This window comes from Trichloromonas sp. (assembly GCF_034006665.1).
Lineage (GTDB): Bacteria > Desulfobacterota > Desulfuromonadia > Desulfuromonadales > Trichloromonadaceae > Trichloromonas.
On the sequence record NZ_JAVESI010000018.1, the window covers coordinates 15,539 to 39,627 of the forward strand.

A 24,089-nucleotide genomic window follows, 5' to 3' on the forward strand; every position below is an offset into this window, starting at 1 on the left:
CCTCCTATGAAAAACACGCCAATGTGTCTCTGTTCAACGGGGTAATATCGCAGAGTTCACCGCCCGGCGCAACCGTATTAACGCGGCGAAAATGCCGGACGGGAAAAAAGAATAGGTACGCTTGGGGAGTCGGTTGTTCGAGAAACTTCAGCTAGGGCACGGGGCGCTCGCTTTTGGCGGCGAGTTCCGCCCGCGCCCCTTCGGTGAGATAAGGGGCGATGAGCAGACGCAACTGCTCGATGCCCCGGCCGAGACCGGCGTCGTCCACCGGCTCCCCGCCGACCTCCAAGTAGTTGAGCCAGAATAGCGCCACCATCCAGATCGCTTCGCTCAGCAGGTCCAGTTCCCGCTCGGCGAGGGGGCGGAAAACGCCCAAGGCCACGGCGCATTCGTTCGACTGGCGGACAATGGCGAGCATCTGCCGGTGGGTTAGCCGAAAGCGTTCCCGCAGCAAGGGATCGTCCAGCAGCAGGGCGGTCAGTTCCCGCTTGAAGAAGCGATAGCGCCAGTTGTACTCCTGGATCATGACGAAACAGCGCTCCATCGCCGCCAGGGTGCCGGGGGGCGTCTCGGCGGTGATTTCCCGGTAGCGCTCCAGGCCGTAGGCATCCATCTCTTCGAAGATGGCGCGGAGGATGTCCCCCTTGTTGCGGAAATGGTAATAGAGGTTGCCGGGGCTGATGCCGACCGCCGCGGCGATGTGGTTGGTGGTCACACCCTTGGTTCCCTGTTCGTTGAACAGGTCGATGGCGGCGGCGATGATGCGGTCACGGGTCTTCATGGCTGCCGGTTATAGCAGAAGTGGACAGGAAGCGCCACCGCCGGAAGACGGCACATCAATAATCCCGGTACGCCGCCCGCAACCGCGCCAGAATGATGCCGAAGAGACGGATGCGGTGCAGCATCCCCCTGAAACCGAAACGGGTCAGGGTGGGGAGAATGCGATAGAAGGGGACCGCCCTGACCCAGAGATTGGCCAGCTCGGCATAGAAGTCCGGCAGCGGCAGCTTCGTCGGCAGCAGGGCATGAACCAGATCGTAAAGTTCCGGTTTATGGCTCAAAAGTTCGTGCTCGTGTTCGGCATACAGTTGGGTGCCGGGGAGGGGTGTCATGACCGTAAAGGTCGCGTACTTGTGGCGCATGCGGCGCACATAGGCGAGCAGGTCGCGGAAATCCTCGCGGGTATAGGCCGGATCGACCATGTACGAGGCGTACATCATGATCCCCAGTTCGTCGAGAATGCGCACCGCCTCGGCCTGCTGGGCGACGGTGATGTGCTTGTTCATCGCCGCCAGCCGCGCATCGGAACAATCCTCCATTCCGACAAAAACCTGGACCAGACCGATTTTCGCCCACTTGGCGAACAGCTCCGGATGGTTGGCGATGGTATCCACCCGTCCGTACAGGAAATACTTCTTCTTGATTCCCGCCTCCCGGATCAGGTCGGCGAGCCGGTCCATGCGCTTGACGTCGCACATCGATTCGTCGTCGCAGAAAAAAATGTTCGGTTCGACGACCTGGCGCAATTCGGCGACCACCGCTTCCGGATCGCGGCGCAGATAACGCCCGCCGGTGATGGACCAGAGCGCGCAGAAGTTGCAGCGGGCGGGGCAGCCCAGGGACGTGCGTACCGAAGCCAGGGGCTTGAACCATTCGCTGAAATATTGATGGCGATGGCGCAAGGTGAGGGAACGGTCGGGGAAAGGCAGTTCGTCAAGATCTGTGTAGGGTCGCGGCGCGCCGAAATGAAGACCCTCGGCGCCGGGCAAGGCTAGGCCCCGAATGGCAAGGAGCGCGTCCGATTTCCGCGGCGCCCGGAGTATGTCCCGGAGGGTGAAAACCCCCTCGCCGATCACCACCACGTCGATGGCCGGATCGTTGAAATCCTCCGGCCGCACCGTGGCATGATGTCCGCCGACGATGACGAAAAGGTCGGGATCGAGATCCTTGAGCCGGGCCGCGAGCGTCTTGACGATGTTGACCTGGCTGGTGTAGCCGGTCACCCCCACCACTTCAGGCCGGAAGCGGTGGAAAGCCCCGTCGATGTCAGGTTCCAGGCGGGCGTCAAGGATTTCGACCTCGTGGTCGTCGAGGTTGAGCCCAGCGCCCAGATATTCCAGCGCCAGGGGCTCGAAGAGAAATAACTGGTCCGATTCGGGGTGGCAGCTGGGGGGCTGGATGAGAAGTACGCGCATGTCTCGATCTCCCGTCTAGAGTTATTGCTCCATTTTAGAGCAATAACTCTAGACGACAAGAAGATAATTCCCGTCTTCGCAAAAAAAGCCGGCCGCTCCAAAGTGGAGTCGGCCAGCTTTTTTCGGCGCGGAGATGTTTCAGCGACAGTCGTTGACCGCGCTGCGTTTTTCCTCGACCAGGGCGGGGGCGGGGTTGGCGTAGCGGTAGATTTCTCCCTGGTAATTCTTAAGCACCACCTCTTCCCCCAGGCTTTGCAGGTAATCGGGCAAAAGCGGGATCTTGCCGCCGCCGCCGGGGGCGTCGATGACGTAAGCCGGCACTCCCAGCCCCGAGGTGTGGCCGCGCAGGGCACGGATGATTTCCAGCCCTTCTTCGACGCTGGTGCGAAAATGGTCGGTTCCTTGCACCATGTCGGCCTGATAGAGATAGTAGGGCTTGACCCGGATCGCCAGCAGTTTCTGCATCAGCTGTTTCATCACCGCCGGATCGTCGTTGATCCCGCGCAGCAGCACGGTCTGGTTGCCGAGTGGGATGCCGGCGTCGGCGAGACGCGCGCAGGCCTTGGCCGAAACCTCGGTAATCTCGTCCGGGTGGTTGAAATGGGTGTTGAGATAGAGCGGGTGAAAGCGCCGCAGCAGGCGCGCCAGGGCCGCCGTGATGCGCTGCGGCAAAACCACCGGCACCCGACTGCCGATGCGGATGATCTCGACGTGGGCAATCGCCCGCAGTTCTTTGAGAATCCACTCCAGACGCTCATCGGAGAGAAGCAGCGGGTCGCCGCCGGAGAGGATTACGTCGCGGATTTCCCCGTGTTCGCGGATATAAGCCAGGCCCCGCTCGATGGAGGCGCGGTCAATGACCATGCTCTCGCCGCCGACCTTGCGCTTGCGGGTGCAGAAACGGCAGTACATGGCGCACTCGGAACAGACCAGGAAGAGTACCCGGTCGGGGTAGCGGTGAACCAGGTTCGGCACCGGGCTCTGGTTCTCCTCCTCCAGAGGATCGGCCGGGCAGACCACATCGCGCAACTCGTCCTCCGACGGCACCGCCTGTTTCCAGATGGGATCGCCGACTTCCTTGATGAGCCCGAGATAGTAGGGATTGACCCGCATGGGATAACGCGCCGCCACCCCTTCAAGGGGATGGGGATCGATGCCGAAACGGCGGGTCAGGTCACCGGGACGGGTCAGGCTTTCCTGCAACAGCTTCTGCCAGGTTTCCATCCTGCTTCAGATCTCCTCACGGCAAGAAAGACGTTTGACGTAAGTGATGCGGTCATCGCCGGGCTTGTAGAAATCCCGCAGCCGCGCCTCTTCCACATACCCGGCCTGATCGTAGAAGCGCCGGGTGCGTTCGTACCCCCCCTGGGACGAGGTTTCCAGACAGATCATGCGTCCCCCCGCCCGGCGCGCCTCGGCCTCGGCGTGCTCCATCAGGCACCGGCCGAGGCCCCGCCCCTGCACCGCCGGATCGGTGGCGATCCAGTAGATGTCGTAAACCCCCTCGGTGAGGGGAACCGGGCCATAGAGGATGTAACCGGCCGCCTGGCCGTCATGCTCAACAACCACCACCCGGTAATCCTGCTGCCAGGGTTGGGTGATGACGATTTCGAGCAGTTCCACGGCGCACTCGACCTCCACTTCGGTAAAGGCGCCGGTCGCTTTCAGAATCCGGGTCAGAGCCGGAAGATCGGTCGCTTCAAGGTTTCGCATGAAGGCTCTCCTGGCGTTTCAGGGCCAGTTGGAGAATCCGTTCCACCAGCCGGGGATAGCCGATGCCGGCGGCCTGGGCACTGCGGGCCAGCCCGGCATCGGGGGACAGATCGGGATTGGCGTTGAGTTCGAGAATGTAAGGCACCCCGTCACGCAGTCGGATGTCGACCCGGGCGTAATCCCGGCAGTCGAGGAGTTTGCAGGCACGCAGAGCGACATCGCGCACCAACAGCAGCTCCTTGGCCTTGAGGGGTGCCGGGCAAAGCGGCTCGGTCTGAGCGTACTCCTGAGAATCTTCCAGCCACTTGCCGTCGTAGCTGACGATGGCGCGCTTGAGCCCCGGCTTGAAGACGATCTCGGAAACCGGCAAAACCTCCATCGGCGCATTGCCGAGCACGGCAATGTTGAGCTCCCGCCCGTCGATGAACTCCTCAATCAGCGCCCCCTGGCGATAGGTGTCGTGAACGTAGGCGATACGTTTGGTCAGCGCCTTTTCATCTTCGACGATGCTCTCGGCGGTGATCCCCAAGGAAGCATCCTCAAAGCGCGGCTTGACCATCAGGGGATAACTCAGGTTTTTGGTCTTGGGGAAGTGTTCCCCCAGCTTGACCAGCACATATCGCGGCGTCGGCAGGTTATGCGCCAGTAGCAGATCCTTGGTGCGCGCCTTGTCCTGGGTGAGACCCAGGCACAGGGGAGCGGAGCCGGTGTAAGCCAGACCGAGCAGATCGAAGAGCGCCGCGACGTGCAGCTCCTTGCGGCTGTCCCCCCAGAAGCCCTCGCAGAGATTGAAGACGACCTCGGGCCGGGCGCCGCGCAGGGCCTCGGCGAAGGCCGGCGCGTCGGCACCCAGAGGCACCAGCTTGACCTCATGCCCCAGTTGCCGCAGGGCGGCCTTGACCGCCCGCGCCTCCTTCTCGGCGCCGGCCTCGGAAATGCGGTCGCGGGACTCGCCCTTGAGGAGTTTGCGGGGAACCTGGTTAAAACATACGGAGACGTTCATCTGGAACCCCTTGCGGATGGAGCCGTGCGCCGGCCGCTTCGACCACCGCGAGAATCATCTCTTCGTAGGACAGCCCGGCCGCCCGCGCCGCCTTGGGAAAGCAGCTGTTCTGCTCGGGCCGGGGGAGAATGCCGGGAAGCGGGTTCAGTTCGATGATAGCGGGCAGGCCGCGGGAATCAAGGCGCACATCGATGCGGCACCAGTCGCGGCAACCCATGACAATGAAGGCCCGCCGGCAGATTTCCTCGATCCGTTTCTGCAAGAGCGGTTCGAGCCGGGCCGGACAGGTGAAGATCTGCAAGGGATCGTCCTCCTGATCCCAGAGCCACTTGGCTTCATAGGAATAGATCGGATTGACCCCGGCGGGGAGGGTGTCGAAATTGATCTCGACGATGGGCAGAACGCGCAGGGCGGCGCCGTTACCAAGCAGGGCCACGGTGAATTCCCGGCCGGGGAGAAACTCCTCGACCAGCGCGCTCTGCCGGTAGGTATCCACCACCCATTCGACCTGACGCACCAGAGCCTTGCGGTCCGCCACCAGGGCCTTGTCGGTCACGCCCTTGCTCGACCCTTCAAGGACCGGCTTGACCATCAGTGGATAGCGCAGGCGCGCCGGCAGCTGGGCCGGGGAGTCGACGGTCACGAAGCGCGGGGTGGGGATGCGGTGGTAGCTGAGGATCTCCTTGGTCCGCCGCTTATCAAGACAGTTGCCGAGGGTCACTGGGCCGCTGCCGGTGTAGGGGATGCCGAGCATGTCGAGCATGGCCGGGATCTGCGCCTCGCGGCTGGCGCCATGCAGGCCTTCGGCGATGTTGAAAACCAGATCGGGCTTCAGCTCACAGAAGGCGGCGAAGGCGGCGAGATCGGCGTTGACTAGGGAAACCCGGTGACGGGAGGCCAGGGCGGATTCTACGGCACGGATGGTGTGAATGTCATCCCATTCGGCGTAGAGATCGTCAGCGGGTGCGGAAGCGGGAGGTTCGGGATCGGGTTCCGCGCAAGCGGAATCGTCCCGCAGATTGTGGGAGAGGACGATGTGCATGTGATAACCCCTTTTTCAAGCCGTGAAAGCGATGCCCGACGGGCGGGAGAGGCGTGAAAAGGATCCGGGTGCCTGGGGCGTGCGGCTATAAAAAGGGGTTGCTTTTTACGCTTCGTCTTGCGCATGCCCGGGTCGCAAACGACTCTCTTCGTTCGCTATTTACTCCCCCTGCGCCGGGCTTGTCAACAGGGAAAAAATATCGAAAAAATATATTTAAAAAACAGTGACTTAAAAAGTTTATTCGGGCAGTTTCGGGAGTTTTTTCCGGAACAATTTTAGGCCCGGCAAGCTCTCCGATTCCCGCCAAGAAAAATCGATTGTCGCCGCCTCAGACCAGGAGTAATATCGCCGCGCCCGAAAGCGCACTTTTCGGCCCAGGCCCTCCATCTCACGCGAGGTAGCGACCATGCCCGTCGTTCTGCAAACCACCCTGCTGCTCATCCTCTCCAACCTCTTTATGACCCTCGCCTGGTACGGGCATCTGCGCAACCTGAGCCACAAGGCCTGGTACGTCGCCGTGGTGATCAGCTGGGGAATCGCCTTTTTCGAATATGTGCTCCAGGTGCCCGCCAACCGTATCGGCTACGGGGTCATGAGCCTGGCGCAGCTGAAGATCCTGCAGGAAGTCGTCACCCTCTCGGTCTTTGTCCCCTTCGCTTTTCTTTATATGGGCCAGCCCCTCAAACTCGATTATCTATGGGCCGGACTCTGCCTCCTCGGCGCGGTCTATTTCATCTTCCGCGCCTGAACTCAGCCGCCGCCGGACAGACGACTTCCGAACCGGCGCCGGTGCCGTGGGTCAGGCTGTCGCCGAAGGCCAGGATCATCGCGCCTCCGTCGAGGGAGGAAATACGAAGCGTCTTTTCGCAGACGGCCAACAGCCAAGTGCGAACGGGCAGAGGGCCGGCGCAGCACACGAGCTAACCCAAACCAGCTGGATCGACTGGAAATTTTCAATACGAACAGCTTGACCTCCGGCCGGATAGACATTAATTATATATAGAAATTGCCAAAATGCCGGGCGGCGGGAACCCGCGGCTGCTACCGGCAACGCCTCAAACCCGCGAAATCGTCACTTTCAGATAACGGCACAGCATTTGCTGTTGAATCGGCCAAGCCTGTTTTACAGGGGAGGACGAAACCATGAAAAGATCCTTGCGCATTACATTAAGTATCTGTCTTTCCGCCATGTTGAGTCTGCCAGCACTGGCTTTTCAGCCCCAGGCCGACCGTGTGCTGGTGGTCAAGGGGGAGCGACGCATCTATCTCTACCAAGGGGAGGAACTGCTGCGCAGCTACAAGATCGCCCTGGGCAAGAATCCCCTCGGCCACAAACAGCGCCGGGGGGACAACCGCACCCCCGAGGGGCGCTACACCCTCGACCGGCGCATCGTCGACAGCAAATTCTACCGCGCCATCCACATCTCCTATCCCAATGAGCAAGATGCGCAACGGGCCGCCGCCAAAGGGGTCCATCCTGGCGGAAACATCATGATCCACGGAGTCCCCAACCGCTACAGCGACGGCAAGGACTTCTTCGTCCGCCACGACTGGACCGAAGGCTGCATCGCCGTCACCAACGAGGATATGTTCGAAATCTGGCAGTTGGTGGCCGAAAACACTCCCATCGAAATTCGCCCCTAAAATTTTTCCCCGGCCCCTTTACAAAAGGGACGACAGTGGTAACCTTTAACCAAACACCAGCAAGGGAGGGTGACAGCATGAACGTCTCCGAGCCGCCGGGTCAAGACCGCGTCGTCCAGGAAGCCATGGCACGACGCTGATTCCCCCTCGAACCAACGGAACTTCTCAACCCAACCCACAAAACATACCGATAGACAGAAAGCCCCGGCGCCAGCCGGGGCTTTCTGTTTCTGAAACATCAATCTCGCAGAGGGCCTACCCCTTGAGCGCCGTCAACATCGCCTCGCCCATGCGGGTCGGGCTGACAGCAACGGTCACGCCGCATTCCTGCAGAGTGCGGATCTTGTCCTCGGCCTTGCCCTTGCCGCCGGTGATGATCGCCCCGGCGTGCCCCATGCGCTTGCCGGGAGGGGCGGTAACGCCGGCAATGAAAGCGGCCACCGGCTTGGTCATGTGGTCGCGAATCCACTCCGCCGCTTCCTCCTCGGCGCCGCCACCGATTTCGCCGATCATGAAGACCGCCTCGGTCTCCGGGTCGTCGTTGAACATTTTGATCACATCAACGAACTTCATGCCGATGATCGGATCACCGCCGATGCCGATACAGGTCGACTGACCGAGACCGACGTCGGAAATCTGCTTGACCGCTTCGTAGGTGAGGGTGCCGCTGCGGGAAACGACGCCGATCTTCCCCGGCTTGTGAATGTAGCCGGGCATGATGCCGACCTTGCACTCGCCGGGGGTGATGAGGCCGGGGCAGTTGGGACCGACAAGAAGGGTTCCGCTCTGTTCGACGATGCGTTTGGTCAGCACCATATCGCGAACCGGCACCCCTTCGGTGATGCACACCGCCAGTTCGATGCCGGCTTCCACCGCTTCGAGAATGGCGTCGGCGGCCCCCGGCGGCGGCACGAAGATCATCGAGACGTTGGCCTTGGTGATACGCAGCGCCTCGTCCATGGAATCGAAGACGGGAATGCCGTCGACGTGAATCCCCCCCTTGCCCGGGGTGACCCCGGCGACGATTTTGGTGCCGTATTCGCGACACTGGCGGGTGTGAAAGAGGCCGGTATTGCCGGTGATCCCCTGCACGACCACACGGCTGTCTTTATTGATCAGAATGGACATCGGGCGTTCTCCATGAGTTGAAGGGTCGCGAGTTTCAGGCCTCGGCCTGGGCGAGCATTTTCACGATACCGGCGGCGCCGTCGCCGAGCGTGTCGACGCAGCGCACATTGAGCCCCGATTCGAGGAGCAGCTTCTTGCCCTCCTCGACTTGGGAGCCGTCCATCCGCACCATGATCGGTAAGGTGCATTGGAATTCGGCCGCCGCCTCGATGATCCCCTGGGCGATGACGTCGCAGCGCATGATGCCACCGAAAATATTGACGAAAACCCCGCGCACATCGCGATCCTGGAGGATGATCTTGAAGGCCTCGGCAACCTTCTCCCGCGTCGCGCCGCCGCCGACGTCAAGAAAGTTGGCCGGTTCGCCGCCGTTCTCCTTGAGCACGTCGAGGGTCGCCATGGCCAGCCCGGCGCCGTTGACCATGCAGCCGATATTGCCGGTCAGCTTGATGTAGGAGAGATCGAACTTGCCGGCGTTGATCTCCAACGGATCCATCTGCGAGTAGTCCTGCAGGTCGTGATACTCCCAGTGACGGAAAAGGGCGTTGTCGTCAAAGTTGATCTTGCCGTCCATGGCCAGCAGCCAGCCGGCCTTGGTCACCACCAGGGGGTTGATCTCCACCAGCGAGCAGTCCTTCTCCAGCAGCAGACGATAGAGATTGAGGATGAGCTGCACGCAGTCCTCGCAGAGGCTGCCCTTCAGGCCGAGTCCAAGGGCGATGCGCCGGGCCTGATAGGAACGCAACCTGGTGAAGGGGTCGATGGTCAGCTTGAGAATCTTTTCCGGATGCTTGACCGCCGTCTCCTCGATGTCGACCCCGCCGTCGGCGGAGGCGATCAGGCAGTAACGGGAACTTTCGCGGTCAAGGGTGATGGAGAGATAGAACTCGCGGGCAATGCCCACCGCCTCCTCCACCAGAATCCGCCGCACCTTGAGCCCCTCGGGGCCGGTCTGGGGGGTGACGAGGCGTTTGTTGAACATCTCCTTGGCGGCCTCGTGGGCCTGCTCGGGATGATGAACCACCTGCACGCCGCCGGCCTTGCCGCGGCCGCCGGCGTAAATCTGCGCCTTGATCACACAATGGCCGCCCATCATCTTGGCGGCCCGTTCCACCTGATCAGCGGTGAGGGTCAGGCGGCCGCGCGGCACCGGGATGTCGAACGCGCCGAAAATTTCCTTGGCTTGATACTCGTGAATGTTCATAGGCACCTCGAAAAAAAAGGAAAGAAAAGGCCCACCGGACCATCCCGCAAAGTTTAACAGGAGAGTGCCCGGCGGGCCAGTCGCACCCGGAAGCGGGAAGGAAAAATTCTTTCCGCTTTCCTATTTTTTGGCCTTTTCCCAGTCGGCCATGAACTTGGCGATGCCGACGTCGGTCAGGGGATGCTTAGCCAGTTGGCTGATGACCGCCGGCGGGATGGTGCAGATATCAGCACCGAGGAGCCCGGCATTGAGGACATGCAGCGGACTGCGCACCGAGGCGACGATGATTTCCGTAGCATAGCCGTAGTTGTCGAAGATGGTGCGGATCTGCTCGACCCCTTCCATGCCGTCGTGGCCGACGTCGTCGAGCCGACCGACGAAGGGGGAAACGTAGCTCGCTCCAGCTTTGGCGGCGAGCAGCGCCTGCACTGGGGAAAAGACCAGGGTGACGTTGGTGCGGATACCTTCGGCGCTGAAGATGCGGGTCGCCTTGAGGCCTTCCTCGGTCATCGGCACCTTGATGACGATGTTTTCGTGGATTGCCGCCAGATCCCTCCCTTCACGCACCATCCCCTCGGCGTCGAGGGCAATGACTTCGGCGGAGATGGGGCCATCAACGAAGGAAGCGATCTCACGGATGACATCCTTGAACTCGCGACCGCTCTTGGCAATAAGCGAGGGGTTGGTGGTCACGCCATCGACCAGGCCTAAGGCGTGAGCGGCGCGAATTTCGCCGATCTCGGCGGTATCAATGAAAAATTTCATGGTCTGCTCCTCGATTCAGGGGTTGTAGGTTCGTTTTGGATCAGATGGGACAAAACTTTTTTATGGGCGCCGTGCAGGGGCAGATCGGCCAGTTCCGCCGCAGTCAGCCAGCGGCTCGCGACCGCTTCGGCAATCGCGAAGCCGGCGGCGACGGCCGCCCGGTAGAGACGCAGATCGAGCTTGAAATGGCTGTAGACGTGGCGAATACGCCCCGCTTCGACCGGCTCTCCGGCCAGGCCAAGATCGACCAGCAGCCGCCGGGCCGCGACCGTCGGATCGCCGGTTTCGTCCACCTCAACGGCAGGAAACTCCCAGAGGCCACCCAGCATGCCCGAAAAGGGTCGCTGCCGCACCAGCACACGCCCATCCCGCTCCAGCAGCAGCGCCGCCTGCATCCGCGTCGGCACACTTTTTTTTACTGCGCTTCTGGGCAACGCCTCTTCCCGGCCGAGGGCTTTGGCCCGGCAGAGCCCGGCCAGCGGGCAACATCCACAGGCGGGGCGACGGGGCGTACAGAGGGTAGCGCCGAGATCCATGATTGCCTGGGCATAATCGTGGGGACGATCCTCGGGAGTGAAGACTTCGGCCCAGCGCCAGAGTTCCCTTTCCGTCGCCAAGGCGCGGGGATCGCTTTCCACCGCCAGCAACCGGCAAAGCACCCGGCGGACATTGCCGTCGAGGATCACCCCCTTGCGGTCGAAAGCAATCGCACGAACGGCTCCGGCGGTGGAACGTCCCACCCCGGGTAATGCCTGTAAATCCGCCACTTCCTCGGGAAAGCACCCGCCGTGCTCGGCCACCACCTTGCGGGCGGCGGCGTGCAGGTTGCGGGCGCGGGAATAGTAGCCGAGTCCGGCCCAGCGTTCGATGACCGCATCCACCTCGGCGGCGGCCAGATCGCGCACCGTGGGAAAGCGTTCGAGAAAACGCTGATAGTAAGGGATGACCGTGGCCACGCCGGTCTGTTGCAGCATGATCTCCGAGAGCCACACCCGGTAGGGATCCCGCGTCCCCCGCCAAGGCAGCTCCCGCCCTTCCCGCCCATACCAGTCGAGGAGCAAGGAGGCGACCTGTTCAGGATCAACAGGGTTCGCTAGGGGCGAATCTTGTATTCGCCCTAAATCCGGGCGATCAAAAGGATCGCCCCTACGGTTCCTTCGTTCCGTCACCCGATTTCCCGCAGCGCCTCAATGGTCCGCTCCATCTCCGCGCGGGTGCCGATGGAGATGCGCAACCCCTCAGCCAGGAGCGGGTCGGAGAAGTGCCGTACCAGGATTTTACGCTGGTAGAGGCCGTCATAGACGCGCTTGCCGTTGCGGTCGGGCGGGGTGGCGAAGACAAAGTTGGCCCGCGACGGAATCACCCCGTAGCCGAGCACCCGCAGTTCTCCGGTAAACCAGGCACGGGTCTCGCGGATCTTGCGCACGCATTCGGTGAAATAGGCCTGATCCTCCAGCGCCGCCATCGCCGCCGCCTGGGCCAGGCGGTCGAGGTTGTAATGGTCGCGGATCTTGTCCAGGGCCGCGATCACCTCGGGGCGGGCGATGGCCAGACCCAGGCGCATTCCGGCCAAACAGTAGCTCTTGGAAAAGGTCCGGGTCACTACCACGTTCTCGTACTTTTTCACCAGCGCCAGGGCGTTCTCGTCGGCAAAGTCGGCGTAGGCCTCGTCCAGCACCAGCATCCCGGCGCAGCGCCGGGCGAGATTCTCGATGAACTCCAGGGGGTAGGTGAAGCCTAGGGGAGCATTGGGATTGACCAGAAAAAAGAGCTTGCCCTCGTAGCGCTCCGGGAAGTCGGCAAGTTCCCACGTTTCGGTGAGACCGAAAGTGCGCACCCGCGCCCCCTGGATTTCCGCCAGGGTGGCGTAGTAGGTGTAAGAGGGATGAACGAAGGCGATCTCCTCCCCCTCCCCGACAAAGGCACGGATCAGGTTATTGAGCAGCTCGTCCGAGCCGTTAGCCAGGATCACCCAGGACGGATCGAAACCGTAGAGCTTCCCCGCCGCCGCGCGCCCGGCCCGACTGCCCGCATCAGGGTACTTGCGCAGATTGCCACCGTCGGCACCAAGCTCGGCGAGAATCGCCGCGACCACCTTTGGCGAGGGTGGATAGGGGTTCTCATTGGTATTAAGCTTGATCCACGCCGCCACGTCCGGCGGCTGGAAACCCGGCACGTAACCGGCCATCTGTTTGATATTTCTACGCAAGGGGATCATAAGACAGCCTCTCGGAACGCGGTTCAGTACTCTTCCAGAATCTCATACAACGTGTTGCGCTTGGCCGGGATGAAACCTCCCTCCCGGACCAGCTCGATGATCTCTTCGACGCTCATGCGGAAAGAGCAGCCGGCGGCGGCAACAACGTTCTCTTCAAGCATCGTCCCGCCGAGGTCGTTGGCGCCGAAAAAGAGTGCCACTTGGGCCATGCGCGCCCCTTGCGTCACCCAGCTGCCCTGGATGTTCTCGATGTTGTCGAGAACGATGCGGGAGAGGGCCAGCACCTTGAGATATTCGACGCCCGTCGCCGTCGTCCCCCCCAGTTCGGTGTTACTCGGCTGGAAGGTCCAGGGGATGAAGGCGGTGAAGCCCCCGGTCTTCTGCTGAATTTCCCGCACCCGAAAGAGGTGTTCGACGATGTCGGCCGGTTTTTCTCTCGTGCCGAACATCATCGTCGCGGTGGTGCGCATCCCCTGGGCGTGGGCTTCTTCCATCACCGCCGCCCACTCGCGCCAGCCGATCTTGTTGGGGGAAATCTCCTGCCGCACCTCGTCGACCAGCACCTCGGCGCCGCCGCCGGGGACCGAATCGAGACCGGCGGCCCGCATCCGTTTCAGGCACTCGGGCATGGTCAGACCGGAGAGTTTGGCGATATGAATGACCTCGGCCGGCGACAGGGAATGGATCTGCACCTGGGGAAAGCGGTCCTTGATCCCCCGAAAGAGATCCTCGAACCAATCGATAGTCAGCGTCGGGTGCAAACCTCCCTGCATCAGCAGTTGGGTACCGCCGTGGTCGACCAGTTCCTGGATTTTGCCGTAAATCGTCTCGGTATCGAGCAGATAGGCGTCGGCATCGCCTTCGTTGCGATAGAACGCGCAGAACTTGCACTTCGAAACGCAGACGTTACTGTAGTTGACGTTGCGGTCAATGACAAAGGTCACCCGGTTATGGGGATGGCGCTTGCGGCGAATACCGTCGGCCAGCTTGCCGACGGCAAGCAGATCCGTTTCAGTGAGCAGGCGCAGGGCTTCGGCGCGGTTGATCCCCACGCCCCGATTGATTTTTCCGGCAATACGTTCGAGCATGCGATTCCTTCATTAATCGAGGGAACATTTTGTCCCGGGAGCAATCCGAAAAAGCAGATGTACTTTCGAAACACCTGAAGGGTTCGTTGGCCTTAGTCTCTATCGGCCATGCGCGCCATATGCGCCCCTAAAGTCGCCGAGGCAACTGCCGCCATGAGCGGAATCTCCCGAAGCGGCACTTTTTCATCAGCCAGCGCTTCGGCCACATGAAACATGCAAGGCCAGGGAACCGGCGGCTTAGTGGCCGACTTGAGCCAAAGGGTGGTCAGAACCAGTCGCGCCAACCATTGGCCGCGGCGCTTTTTGAAGACCACATTCAGCAGGGCATCGATCAGCAATTCCGGATTCTGTCGGTTTTTCTTTTTTCCCAACTGCTTGGTTACTTCCCGGTCTACATCGTCGTCATCCTCGAACCAGGATTTGGCAAAAGTCTCTGTCGAGGGCCAATCCAATGAGGACTCCAGCGCCTTCTGACGAACTTGGCCGGAGATATCCTTTTCTTTCAGTTCGGTACGCAGCACGGCCAACTCCCGGTAAGGGTCGAAGGCAACCGCTTTCCACGGATCGCGACCGAGCCGTTCAGCAATGGCGACCAGCCAGTGCGACGGAACATTCCCCCGGCGAGATCCATCCGCCAGGGCTTGGCAAAGACGGGCATCGAGGTAGGCGGCGGATGATTCGACCCCCCCGGCCTCCCGACCCAGCACGGCCAAAAACTCCCTGAGTTCGCGTTTACTTTCCAAGGGGATAAGAAACGCATCAGCCACCCCCACGCCAAATTTGAGCAACATCGAACAGCTGACAAAACCCTTGCCGGAGGGCACAATGACCTGGAAAGACTGGGCGCCGGCGCCATCGACTCCCGAGGCATGAACGGTCAGGGTCACATGCCTGGGGATGGGAGCGCACTCCACCCGCGCTTTGCGGGCGCCGGCGATCGCCTGATCGATATGCCCGCGCAGCGTTTCGGGAAACCAGTTGCGGGCGATAATCAAGCGGCGCAGGGCTTCGGGAGTGAACCAATGGCCATCGATACTCGCCAGCAGTCGCGCCACGCCTTCGCGCACCTCGGCCCGGGGATGGAAAAGCATCAGCGCCGCGGCCTCCCGAATCATTGGATTCTCCGCGCCGAGCATGGCTCCGCAAAGTGCTACCTGAATCTCGGCGTCACCAAACGCCATGACCTGCAGAAAGGCATCGAACAACTCGAAGGGGGAATCGAGGTTCAACTCGGTAAAACTTTGGAAGAGTGTCTTCATCGCCTCTTCGGGAGACGCAGCGAAACGTTCGGCCGTCTCTTTCCCTTCGGCAAACATCCGTTCGGTGCTGGCGGTGTGCAGCACGGGCAGAATCTCGACCCGCGCTTGGAGCAGTATGTGAGTCACAGCCGAACAAAGTTGATCGTCGGCACCGACCACAAACACCTGACGCGCCAGCGCTTCCTGCCAATGAGCCATGCGCCGTTCCGCATCGGGGCGACGACGCTCCAGCTCGACCCGCAGGATCTCCAAGGCGTCGAAAAGCAGTTGCAACGCGGCGTCTAAACGCTCCTCATCCTTTGGTCCTTGGGAAACGAGTCGGGGAAGCAGGGTCGCCAGCTCGTCACCGGCCTGGTCGTGGTCGAGCAGATAGCGACGCAGCTCGTTCTGCACATCGTGATCCACGGTGAAATTTTCGTCTTTCTGAACTTTTTGGTAGCGATCGAGAAACTCGGACATGCTGGCCGGCCCCGCCGGCCGGGATTCGAACAATCCCATTTGCCGACCCGTTCCGGATTTTTTGCTCGGCCCAGAAGGCCGGCCGCGGACCATGCTCTTAAGCAGGTCATAAAATTCGGCCATCGCTTCGTCTTCGATTTCCGGCGGAGACGTCGCCGTGCGAACGACCGTCTCCGGCTTGGGAAAGGGCTTGCCCTTGTAGGTTCGGCCATCGATACGCTTGCGCACCTTACGGTAACGTTCGTACATTGCCTTGACCCAGGCCGGATTCCCGTTGACGAGGTCGACAAACATCTCCAGCAGTTCATCGGCCTCTGCCGACTGCTCGTGCAAATCGTTAAGGTAGGGGCCGGCCATGGGCTCGTCGGGATCGAAACCGAAATCGATGACCGCGAGCATCTTGCCTTTGTCGTTCAGTACAAAAATCGTGTTCCGGCGGCAGTCGCAATTTTTTTCGACGCAATAAGCCTCGATAAACCCATAAGTTCCGGATTTGATCTTGCCAACCTTGCGGGGCAGGCTAAACGTGAAAACTTCATAATCCCCATTGGGGAAAATGACGGGATAAGGAACCATGCCGGGGGTGTCGTCAAAACGCGTCATGTTAATAAACCCGCAACTCGCGGTACAACGTGTCCCGCTCCACCGGGATCCGTCCCGCCTTGCGGATCAGGTCGACGATCTGTTCCTTGCTCATGGCCTGGGGCGAATCGGCACCGGCGTCATGACCGATCTTTTCTTCGACCACGGTGCCGTCGAGGTCGTTGACCCCGAAGGCCAGAGCGACCTGGGCGATCTTCAGCCCGAGCATGATCCAGTAGGCCTTGACGTGCCGAAAGTTGTCGAGATAGATACGGCTGATGGCCAAAGTCTTCAGGGCATCGACGCCACCCACCCCTTTGGCCCCTGGTATGCGGGTGTTGTCCGGCTGGAAAGCCAGGGGAATGAAGCTCAGGAAGCCGCCGGTACGATCCTGTAGACGGCGCAGGCGACCGAGGTGGTCGATGCGATCCTCGTAGGACTCGAGATGGCCGAAGAGCATGGTGGCGTTGCTCTTGAGTCCGGCGCGATGGACCTTTTCCGTCACTTCCAGCCAGCGCTCGCCGGAAATCTTCTCCGGGCAGATCTGCTCGCGCACCTCTTCGGCAAAGATTTCCGCGCCGCCGCCGGGGAGGGATTCGAGTCCGGCCTTCTTTAGCTCGTCGATCACCGCTTCTACCGTCTGGCCGGAAATCCGGGCAAAATAGTCGATCTCCACGGCGGTGAAGGCCTTGATGTGCAGCGCCGGGTTGTCGGCCTTGATGCTGGCCAACATCTCCAGGTAGAAGTCGAAGGGCAGATCGGGGTGCAAGCCGCCGACCATGTGGATCTCCGTCGCCCCGGCAGCGCTCGCTTCGGCGGCCTTAGCCAGCACCTCATTGAGAGCCAGGGTGTAGCTCCCGGGCTCCCCCTTCTCTTTGCAGAAGGCGCAGAAGATGCAGCGGTTGACACAGATGTTGCTGTAGTTGATGTGGCGATTGACGTTGAAATAGACCCGATCGCCGTTCTGGCGGCGGTTGGCCAGGGCCGCCAGTTCGCCGATGGCGAGCAGATCGTTGCTCTGGAAGAGTTCCAGCGCTTCGTTATCGGAAATGCGTGCGCCGTTACGAACCTTGGCGCGGAGATTTTCAAAAAACTTAACCATGGTGGATTCCGTCGATGAATCGGGACCACTTGCCCGAATCATTCCTTGGTAGTCGTGGCGTCGTCACCCCAGCGGGAAAAGAGCCGGTGAGGAAGTCGCAGGTTGTCGAGAATTTTGCCGACCAAGAAATCGACCAATTCGTCGATGCTTTGCGGTCGGTGGTAAAAAGCCGGCATCGCCGGCAGGATCCGGGCCCCCGCCTGGTCGAGGCGCAACAGATTTTCCAGATGAATGCGGTTAAACGGGGTTTCGCGGGGGACGAGCAGCAGTTCCCGCCGCTCCTTCAAAACGACGTCGGCGACGCGCTCCACCAGGTTATTCGCCAGTCCGGCCGCAATACGCCCGGCCGTCCCCATGGAGCAGGGGCAGATGACCATCCCGTCCGACACCGCAGAGCCGCTGGCGATCGGAGCAAAGAGATCGTTCTCGTCATAATGGTCAAGCAAAGCCGCGTCACCAAAACGGGCGCGCATCTTCCCCCGTCGCTCCGCCACCGTGCCGCTTAAGTCCAACCCCGTCTCATAACTCAGGACATCAAAACCGCTGCGGGTGACCAGCAGCGTCACCCGGCAATCGGACTTGAGCAGTTCCTCAACCAGGCGCACACCGTAGATGGAGCCCGAAGCTCCGGTAATGGCGACGACGATATGCTGCATAAATCCGGTGATCCGTAAGTGGGTATTAGTGATTGGCTCAATCCTGAAATCAGACCAGCGCGTCGGCTAAGGTGAAGAGGAAGATCGTCACGCTGATGTAGCCGTTCATGTTGAAAAAGGCCGCGTCGAGCCGCGACAGGTCATCGGGCTTGACCAGTTGATGCTCGTAGGCAATCAGACCGCTGACCACGGCGAGTCCCAGGTAATAGACCCAGCCCAAGGGCAGGCCGAGGGGGATAAACAGCAGGAACGCCACCATCAACCCGTGGGAGATCTTGCCGAGGAGAACCGCTTTTTTTGCCCCGAACCGCACCGGAATCGAGTGCAAGCCCTTGCTTCGATCGTAATCCACATCCTGCAGAGAGTAAAAGATATCGAAACCGGCCACCCAGAAGAGAACCGCCAGCCCCAACACCAGCACCGGCCAGCCGACATCGCCGCGCAGGGCGATCCAGGCGCCGATAGGGGCGGCAGCCAGGCAGATGCCGAGCACCACGTGGGCGAAGGAGGTGAAGCGTTTGCAGTAGGCGTAAAGGACAAAGAAGCCAAGAGCTACCGGCGCCAGGTAGAAGCAGAGGGGGTTAAGCATCCAGGCGGACAGAAGGAGCAGAGCGACCGCGGCGGCGACGAAAAGCCAGGCCTCCAGTCGGCTGATCCGGCCCGCTGGGATATGCCGCCCAGCGGTGCGGGGGTTGTCCTTGTCGATGCCGGCATCAATGATGCGATTGAGACTCATGGCAGCGGTGCGCGCCCCGACCATGGCCATGCACACCCAGAAGACCTGGCCCACCGACGGCGCCCGGCCACTGGCCAGGGAAGCGAAGACCACCCCCATCAGAGCGAAGGGGAAAGCGAAGACGGTGTGGGAGAATTTGATCATCTCCAGCAGATCATGAACCTTATTGAACCAAACGGTGGTCGACATCGGCACCTCTTATTCCGTAAAAATGAACCGGAAGCCTCAGGCTTTCGGCCCGCCGAGTGTACACTTCCGCCCCGGACGGTTCAAGGCCTTTTCCGCCTTTGCCGCCCGTCCTCGCGCCCCCAAACAGGGGAAGCCCCCGGCAAATTCTTTGCCGGGGGCTTCCTTCTTGCTGTCGCGAAGGGCTCGCGATTACTTCTTCACACCGCAATCGGCCTGCATCTCCGCCAGTTTCTTGTAGAGATCATAGCGCGAAGCGGTTTCGCGGTTGGCCTGCTCCATGAGCTTGGCCGCCACTTCCGGATTGGCCTTCTGCAGCACCCGGTAGCGGTTCTCGCCCTTGGCATATTCCTCAAAGCTGATGGTCGGCTCCTTGGAATCGAGTTGCAGGGGGTTCTTCCCTTCCGCCGCCAGACGGGGGTCGTAACGGAAGAGCGGCCAGTGACCGCAGGCCACCGCCTTTTTGCACTCGTCCACGGCGCTCGCCATGTCGATGCCGTGGGCAATGCAGTGGCTGTAGGCGATGATCAGCGACGGCCCGTCGTAAGAATCCGCTTCGAGCATGGCCTTGACCACCTGACCGGGATTGGCCATGGAGACCTTGGCGACGTAGATGTTGCCGTAAGTCATGGCGATCATGCCGAGATCCTTCTTGGGCATGCGTTTGCCGCCGGCAGCGAACTGGGCAACGGCGCCGAGGGGGGTTGACTTGGAGGCCTGGCCGCCGGTGTTGGAGTAAACCTCGGTGTCGAGCACCAGAACGTTGACGTTCTGGCCGGAGGCGAGGACATGGTCGAGGCCGCCGTAACCGATGTCATAGGCCCAGCCGTCGCCGCCGTGGATCCACACCGACTTCTTGACGAGGTAGTCGGCCAGGGAGAGCAGCTGCTTGGAGTCGGCGTCGGGGCACTGGGCCAGGGCCGCCTTGAGTTTAGCGACGCGGCCACGCTGGAGTTCGATGGCTTCCTGGGTCGACTGATCGGCCTTCTTGATCTCCTCAAGCAATACGGCGTACTCCTTGCCGGCCTGGCAGAGATGTCCGGATACCTTGTCGATCAGCTCCAAGGCCTGCTGGTTGAACTTGTCGATGGCCAGCCGGAAGCCGAAACCGAATTCGGCGTTATCCTCGAAAAGGGAGTTACTCCAGGCCGGTCCAAGGCCATCCTTGCGTTTGGTCCAAGGGGTGGTCGGCAGATTGCCGCCATAGATCGACGAGCAACCGGTGGCGTTGGCGACCAGCATACGGTCACCGAAGAGCTGGGAGCAGAGCTTGACGAAGGGGGTCTCGCCGCAACCGGCGCACGCGCCGGAGAACTCGAACATCGGCGGCAGCAGCTGGCTCCCCTTGAGGGTCGCGCGGTTGACCAGGGCCGGGTCGGTGTCGGGCAGAGCCAAGAAGAAATCCCAGTTCTTAGCCTCTTCCTCGCGCAGAGGCGCCTGGAAGACCATGTTGATCGCCTTGTGGTTCGCATCGGCCTTGCTCTTCGCTGGGCAGTTGTAAACACAGGCGCAGCAGCCGGTGCAATCCTCGGGAGCCACTTGCAGGGTGAACTTCTTGCCCGCCGCTTCCTTGCCCTTGGCTTCGCAGGACTTGAAGGTAGAGGGTGCGCCCTTGAGCAGGTCGGGCTCGTAGATCTTCATGCGGATCGCGGCATGGGGACAGACGAAAGAACAAATACCGCACTGGATGCAGAGTTCGCTGTCCCAAACCGGGATGTCGACGGCAATGTTGCGTTTCTCGAACATGGCGGTGCCGGTGGGGAAAGTGCCGTCGGCGGGCATGGCCGACACGGGAAGATGGTCCCCCTTGCCCTCAATGATCGGCGCGGTGGTTTTCTTGACGAATTCCGGCGCATTGGCGCCGACCGCCGGCTTCATGCGGAGGGCGCTGTCGGCCTTGGCCGGAATCGCCACTTCCTCAATGTTGTTGGTACCGGCATCGACCGCCTTGTAGTTCATGTTCAGAACCTTCTCGCCAGCCTTGCCGTAGCTCTTGACGATGGCGTCCTTGATCTCCGTCACCGCCAGATTGAAGTCGATGATGTTGGAGATTTTGAAGAAGGCGGTCTGCATGATGACGTTAATGCGGGGACCGAGGCCGATCTCGTTGCCCAGACGCACGCCGTCGATGACGAAAAACTTGAGCTTTTTCGAGATGATCTGCTCTTGGACTTCGATCGGCAGATGGGCCCAGACCTCATCCTTGTGGAAGGGGCTGTTGAGCAGAAAGGTGCCGCCCTCCTTGATCTTCGAAAGCATGTCGTACTTCTCCAGGAAAGAAAAGTTGTGGCAGGCAACGAAGTCGGCGCTGTCGATCAGGTAGGGGGAGCGGATCTCCCCTTTACCGAAGCGCAGATGGCTGGTGGTCATGCTGCCGGCCTTCTTGGAATCGTAGACGAAATAGGCCTGAACCTTGTTGTCGGTGGTCTCACCGATGATCTTGATGGAGTTCTTGTTGGCGCCGACGGTACCGTCCGAACCGAGACCGTAGAACATGGCGGCGTAGACGTCCTGGGGTACCTTGAAGTTGGGATCGAAATCGAGGCTGCAACCGGTGACGTCTTCCTTGATACCGACGACGAAGTGGTTCTTCGGCTTGGCGGCGTCGAGGTTGTCGAAGACGGCCTTGGCCATGCCCGGGGAGAACTCGAAGGAACCAAGTCCGTAGCGGCCGCCGACGATGACCGGATAGCCCTGGAAGCTGAACAGGCCGTCAGCCATGGCCTCGCCGATAGCGGTACGGACGTTGTGGTAAAGGGGCTCGCCCATGGAGCCGGGCTCCTTGGTGCGGTCGAGGACGGCGATCTTCTTGACCGTCTTGGGCAACGCCTTGACAAAAGCCTCGGTAAGATAGGGGAGGAAAAGACGAACCTTGAGCAGACCGACCTTCTCGCCTTTGCCGTTGAGGTAATCGACCAGATCATGGACAGTATCGGCCCCGGAGCCCATCATGACGATGACCTTTTCGGCGTCTGGGGCACCGACGTAATCGAAAAGATTGTACTTGCGGCCGGTCAGCTTGGCGAACTTGTCCATCTGCGCCTGGACGATGCCGGGAACCTTCTCATAGTAGGCGTTGACCGTCTCGCGTCCCTGGAAATAGACGTCGGGATTCTGGGCGGTGCCGCGCAACACCGGATGATCGGGGGAGAGGCCGCGAGCACGATGGGCGCGGACCAGCTCGTCGCTGATCATGTGACGCATGTCGTCGTGGGAGAGCGCCTCGACCTTCTGGATTTCGTGGGAAGTACGGAAACCGTCGAAATAGTGCAGGAAGGGAATCCGCGCCTCCAGGGTCGAAGCCTGGGCGATCAGGGCGAAGTCCATGACTTCCTGTACGTTGTTCGAACAGAGGAAAGCCCAGCCGGTGGAGCGGCAGGCCATGACATCCGAATGGTCACCAAAGATCGACAGCGCCTGGGCGGCAATGGCGCGAGCCGAAACATGAAAGACCGTGGGGGTCAATTCCCCGGCGATCTTGAACATGTTGGGGATCATCAGTAGCAGACCCTGGGAAGCGGTGAAGGTGGTGGTCAGCGCACCGGCCTGCAGAGCACCATGCACGGCACCGGAAGCGCCCCCTTCGGACTGCATCTCCACGACCTTGGGCACGGTCCCCCAGATATTTTTCTCACCGACGGCGCTCTTGGCGTCGGAGATTTCCCCCATAACCGAAGACGGGGTAATGGGGTAGATGGCAATCACCTCGTTGGTGGCATGGGCGACGTGTGCCGCCGCGGTATTGCCATCGATGTTGACCATTTCACGGGACATGAACTTTTCCTCCTTTTTCTGTCTTGGCTCTCTTCAAGCGAGAAGTTTTCGGCACGGAACCCGTCTTGATCCCGTGACCTGCGTTCTAGAATCCATCAATGGTACAGCCTGCATAAACCTTTAATGCCCTACCGGCAGCCGGCAGCCGGCAAGAGGACAAACAACGGTATAGAAAAAACCGGCTTACCCGGCAGATCAAAGCTCCCGACGGCCTTCTATCGCCCGCTGAACGGTGGCCTCGTCCACATACTCCAGGTCGCTCCCCAGAGGAATTCCGTAAGCCAGACGCGTCACTCGCACCCCCAGGGGGCGGATGAGATGGGCCAGATAGAGAGCGGTGGCCTCGCCTTCAACGGAAAAGTTGGTCGCAACGAGCACTTCCCGCACCCGCCCGTCCCTGAGTCGGGCAAGCAGTTCGGCGATACGCAGATTCTCCGGGCCGACGCCGTCCAGCGGCGAGAGGGCGCCATGCAGCACATGGTACCTGCCCCGAAAGGAGTGGCTGCGTTCAACCGCCATGAGGTCCTGCGGTTCTTCCACGACACAGAGAAGAGAATCGTCGCGCCCGGGATCGGTGCAAAGGGCGCAGGGATCATGCTCGGTGATGTGAAAACACGTGGAGCAGAATCGCACTCTGGCCTTGAGATCAAGAATGGCGCCGGCTAGCGCCTCGGCCTCGCCCGGGGTCCGCCGAAGCAGATAAAAGGCCAGCCGGGTCGCGGTCTTGCGGCCGATCCCGGGAAACTTGGCCAGTTCGGCGATCAGCCGGGTGAGGGACGGGATGGAGTCTATCATGACTTCCTTCGAAAATCCAAGTATTTAAAATAGTGTTTTATTTATTTTAAAATCATCAAACTTTTTCACAACAAGCTTTAGAAAAAATAAAAATGCCGAACCGCTGCCAAAGGATGAAACAAGAAGCCGCCGGCGGAATCTCCAACGGCGGCATACTCGGGTCACGAAAGCGGGGTGGACATCGGCACCGCTAGAAGAGTCCGGGGATATTCATGCCGCCGGTGATCTTGCCCATCTCCGCCTGCATCATCTCCTGACTTTTCTTGATCGCCTCGTTCACGGCGGCCAGAACCAGGTCCTGCAGCATTTCCACATCCTCGGGATCGACCACGCTCTTTTCGATCTTCAGGGAGAGCAACTGCTGCTTGCCGTTGACCACGGCATGGACCATTCCGCCGCCGGCCGTCGCCTCGACCTGCCGCTCTCCCAGTTCTTCCTGCAGGCGCGTCATCTTCTGCTGCATCAGCTGCGCCTGTTTCATGATATTTCCCAGACCTTTGGACATCATCTGCTCCTTTTCTGCCTTCGCTTACTTAAACG

21 protein-coding genes are annotated in these 24,089 nt (G+C 60.8%); 2 read left to right on the forward strand and 19 right to left on the reverse strand.

The genetic code is table 11. The annotated features are described in order from the left end of the window. Positions 1–151: 151 nt before the first annotated feature. The 6 genes from RBR25_RS08690 to RBR25_RS08715 form a co-directional block, all read right to left on the reverse strand. Entirely contained in the window at positions 152–781 is a 630-nt protein-coding gene (locus RBR25_RS08690) for a TetR/AcrR family transcriptional regulator (protein WP_432819161.1), read from the reverse strand. A 55-nt stretch (positions 782–836) separates the two neighbouring features. Beyond that, a complete protein-coding gene (locus RBR25_RS08695) occupies positions 837–2,195 on the reverse strand; it encodes a B12-binding domain-containing radical SAM protein (protein WP_432819162.1) in 1,359 nt (452 codons plus the stop codon). Positions 2,196–2,333: 138 nt separating this feature from the next. Continuing rightward, entirely contained in the window at positions 2,334–3,419 is a 1,086-nt protein-coding gene (locus tag RBR25_RS08700; protein WP_432819163.1) for a KamA family radical SAM protein, read from the reverse strand. A 6-nt stretch (positions 3,420–3,425) separates the two neighbouring features. After that, the gene (locus tag RBR25_RS08705; protein ID WP_432819164.1) at positions 3,426–3,908 is read right to left on the reverse strand and encodes a GNAT family N-acetyltransferase; all 483 of its coding nucleotides are present in this window, start codon (positions 3,906–3,908) and stop codon (positions 3,426–3,428) included. Further along, the gene (locus tag RBR25_RS08710) at positions 3,895–4,911 is read right to left on the reverse strand and encodes a D-alanine--D-alanine ligase family protein (protein WP_432819165.1); all 1,017 of its coding nucleotides are present in this window, start codon (positions 4,909–4,911) and stop codon (positions 3,895–3,897) included. Before RBR25_RS08710 ends, RBR25_RS08705 begins: the two co-directional genes overlap by 14 nt. Then, positions 4,889–5,953, reverse strand: a complete 1,065-nt coding sequence (locus tag RBR25_RS08715; RefSeq protein WP_432819166.1) for a D-alanine--D-alanine ligase family protein — start codon at positions 5,951–5,953, stop codon at positions 4,889–4,891. Before RBR25_RS08715 ends, RBR25_RS08710 begins: the two co-directional genes overlap by 23 nt. 406 nt (positions 5,954–6,359) lie before the next feature. Here RBR25_RS08715 and RBR25_RS08720 point away from each other — a divergent pair, with 406 nt between their 5' ends. Beyond that, positions 6,360–6,701, forward strand: a complete 342-nt coding sequence (locus RBR25_RS08720; RefSeq protein WP_432819167.1) for a DMT family protein — start codon at positions 6,360–6,362, stop codon at positions 6,699–6,701. A gap of 395 nt (positions 6,702–7,096) precedes the next feature. After that, on the forward strand, positions 7,097–7,597 hold the full coding sequence (locus RBR25_RS08725; RefSeq protein WP_432819168.1) for a L,D-transpeptidase family protein: 501 nt from the start codon (positions 7,097–7,099) through the stop codon (positions 7,595–7,597). Positions 7,598–7,852: 255 nt separating this feature from the next. Here the strand turns inward: RBR25_RS08725 and sucD are convergent, their stop codons facing one another. From sucD to RBR25_RS08790, 13 genes are all read right to left on the reverse strand, one after another. Then, positions 7,853–8,725 carry a succinate--CoA ligase subunit alpha gene (sucD, locus tag RBR25_RS08730; protein WP_432819169.1) on the reverse strand — a complete coding sequence of 291 codons (873 nt, stop codon included), beginning with the start codon at positions 8,723–8,725 and terminating at the stop codon, positions 7,853–7,855. A gap of 34 nt (positions 8,726–8,759) precedes the next feature. Beyond that, entirely contained in the window at positions 8,760–9,929 is a 1,170-nt protein-coding gene (sucC, locus tag RBR25_RS08735; protein ID WP_432819170.1) for an ADP-forming succinate--CoA ligase subunit beta, read from the reverse strand. A 120-nt stretch (positions 9,930–10,049) separates the two neighbouring features. Beyond that, the gene (gene fsa / locus RBR25_RS08740) at positions 10,050–10,694 is read right to left on the reverse strand and encodes a fructose-6-phosphate aldolase (protein WP_432819171.1); all 645 of its coding nucleotides are present in this window, start codon (positions 10,692–10,694) and stop codon (positions 10,050–10,052) included. Further along, on the reverse strand, positions 10,691–11,755 hold the full coding sequence (gene mutY, locus RBR25_RS08745; RefSeq protein ID WP_432819172.1) for an A/G-specific adenine glycosylase: 1,065 nt from the start codon (positions 11,753–11,755) through the stop codon (positions 10,691–10,693). The genes fsa and mutY overlap by 4 nt, the downstream gene beginning before the upstream one ends. A gap of 104 nt (positions 11,756–11,859) precedes the next feature. Continuing rightward, positions 11,860–12,912, reverse strand: a complete 1,053-nt coding sequence (gene hisC / locus RBR25_RS08750) for a histidinol-phosphate transaminase (protein WP_432819173.1) — start codon at positions 12,910–12,912, stop codon at positions 11,860–11,862. Between the two features lie 23 nt (positions 12,913–12,935). Then, positions 12,936–14,000, reverse strand: coding sequence for a cyclic dehypoxanthinyl futalosine synthase (gene mqnC, locus RBR25_RS08755; protein ID WP_432819174.1), 1,065 nt, complete (start codon positions 13,998–14,000; stop codon positions 12,936–12,938). 92 nt (positions 14,001–14,092) lie between these two features. Next, positions 14,093–16,321: a hypothetical protein gene (locus RBR25_RS08760; RefSeq protein WP_432819175.1), complete on the reverse strand. Its 2,229-nt coding sequence runs from the start codon at positions 16,319–16,321 to the stop codon at positions 14,093–14,095. Between the two features lies 1 nt (position 16,322). Further along, positions 16,323–17,402 (reverse strand): aminofutalosine synthase MqnE, encoded by a 1,080-nt coding sequence (mqnE, locus tag RBR25_RS08765; RefSeq protein WP_432819176.1) that lies wholly within the window; start codon positions 17,400–17,402, stop codon positions 16,323–16,325. A 38-nt stretch (positions 17,403–17,440) separates the two neighbouring features. Further along, a complete protein-coding gene (locus RBR25_RS08770; RefSeq protein ID WP_432819177.1) occupies positions 17,441–18,058 on the reverse strand; it encodes a UbiX family flavin prenyltransferase in 618 nt (205 codons plus the stop codon). A 49-nt stretch (positions 18,059–18,107) separates the two neighbouring features. Next, entirely contained in the window at positions 18,108–18,983 is an 876-nt protein-coding gene (locus RBR25_RS08775; protein WP_432819178.1) for a UbiA-like polyprenyltransferase, read from the reverse strand. A gap of 189 nt (positions 18,984–19,172) precedes the next feature. After that, positions 19,173–22,754, reverse strand: coding sequence for a pyruvate:ferredoxin (flavodoxin) oxidoreductase (gene nifJ, locus RBR25_RS08780; RefSeq protein WP_432819179.1), 3,582 nt, complete (start codon positions 22,752–22,754; stop codon positions 19,173–19,175). 195 nt (positions 22,755–22,949) lie between these two features. Further along, positions 22,950–23,549, reverse strand: a complete 600-nt coding sequence (recR, locus tag RBR25_RS08785; protein ID WP_432819180.1) for a recombination mediator RecR — start codon at positions 23,547–23,549, stop codon at positions 22,950–22,952. A gap of 190 nt (positions 23,550–23,739) precedes the next feature. Further along, positions 23,740–24,054, reverse strand: coding sequence for a YbaB/EbfC family nucleoid-associated protein (locus RBR25_RS08790; protein WP_432819198.1), 315 nt, complete (start codon positions 24,052–24,054; stop codon positions 23,740–23,742). Positions 24,055–24,089 lie beyond the last annotated feature (35 nt).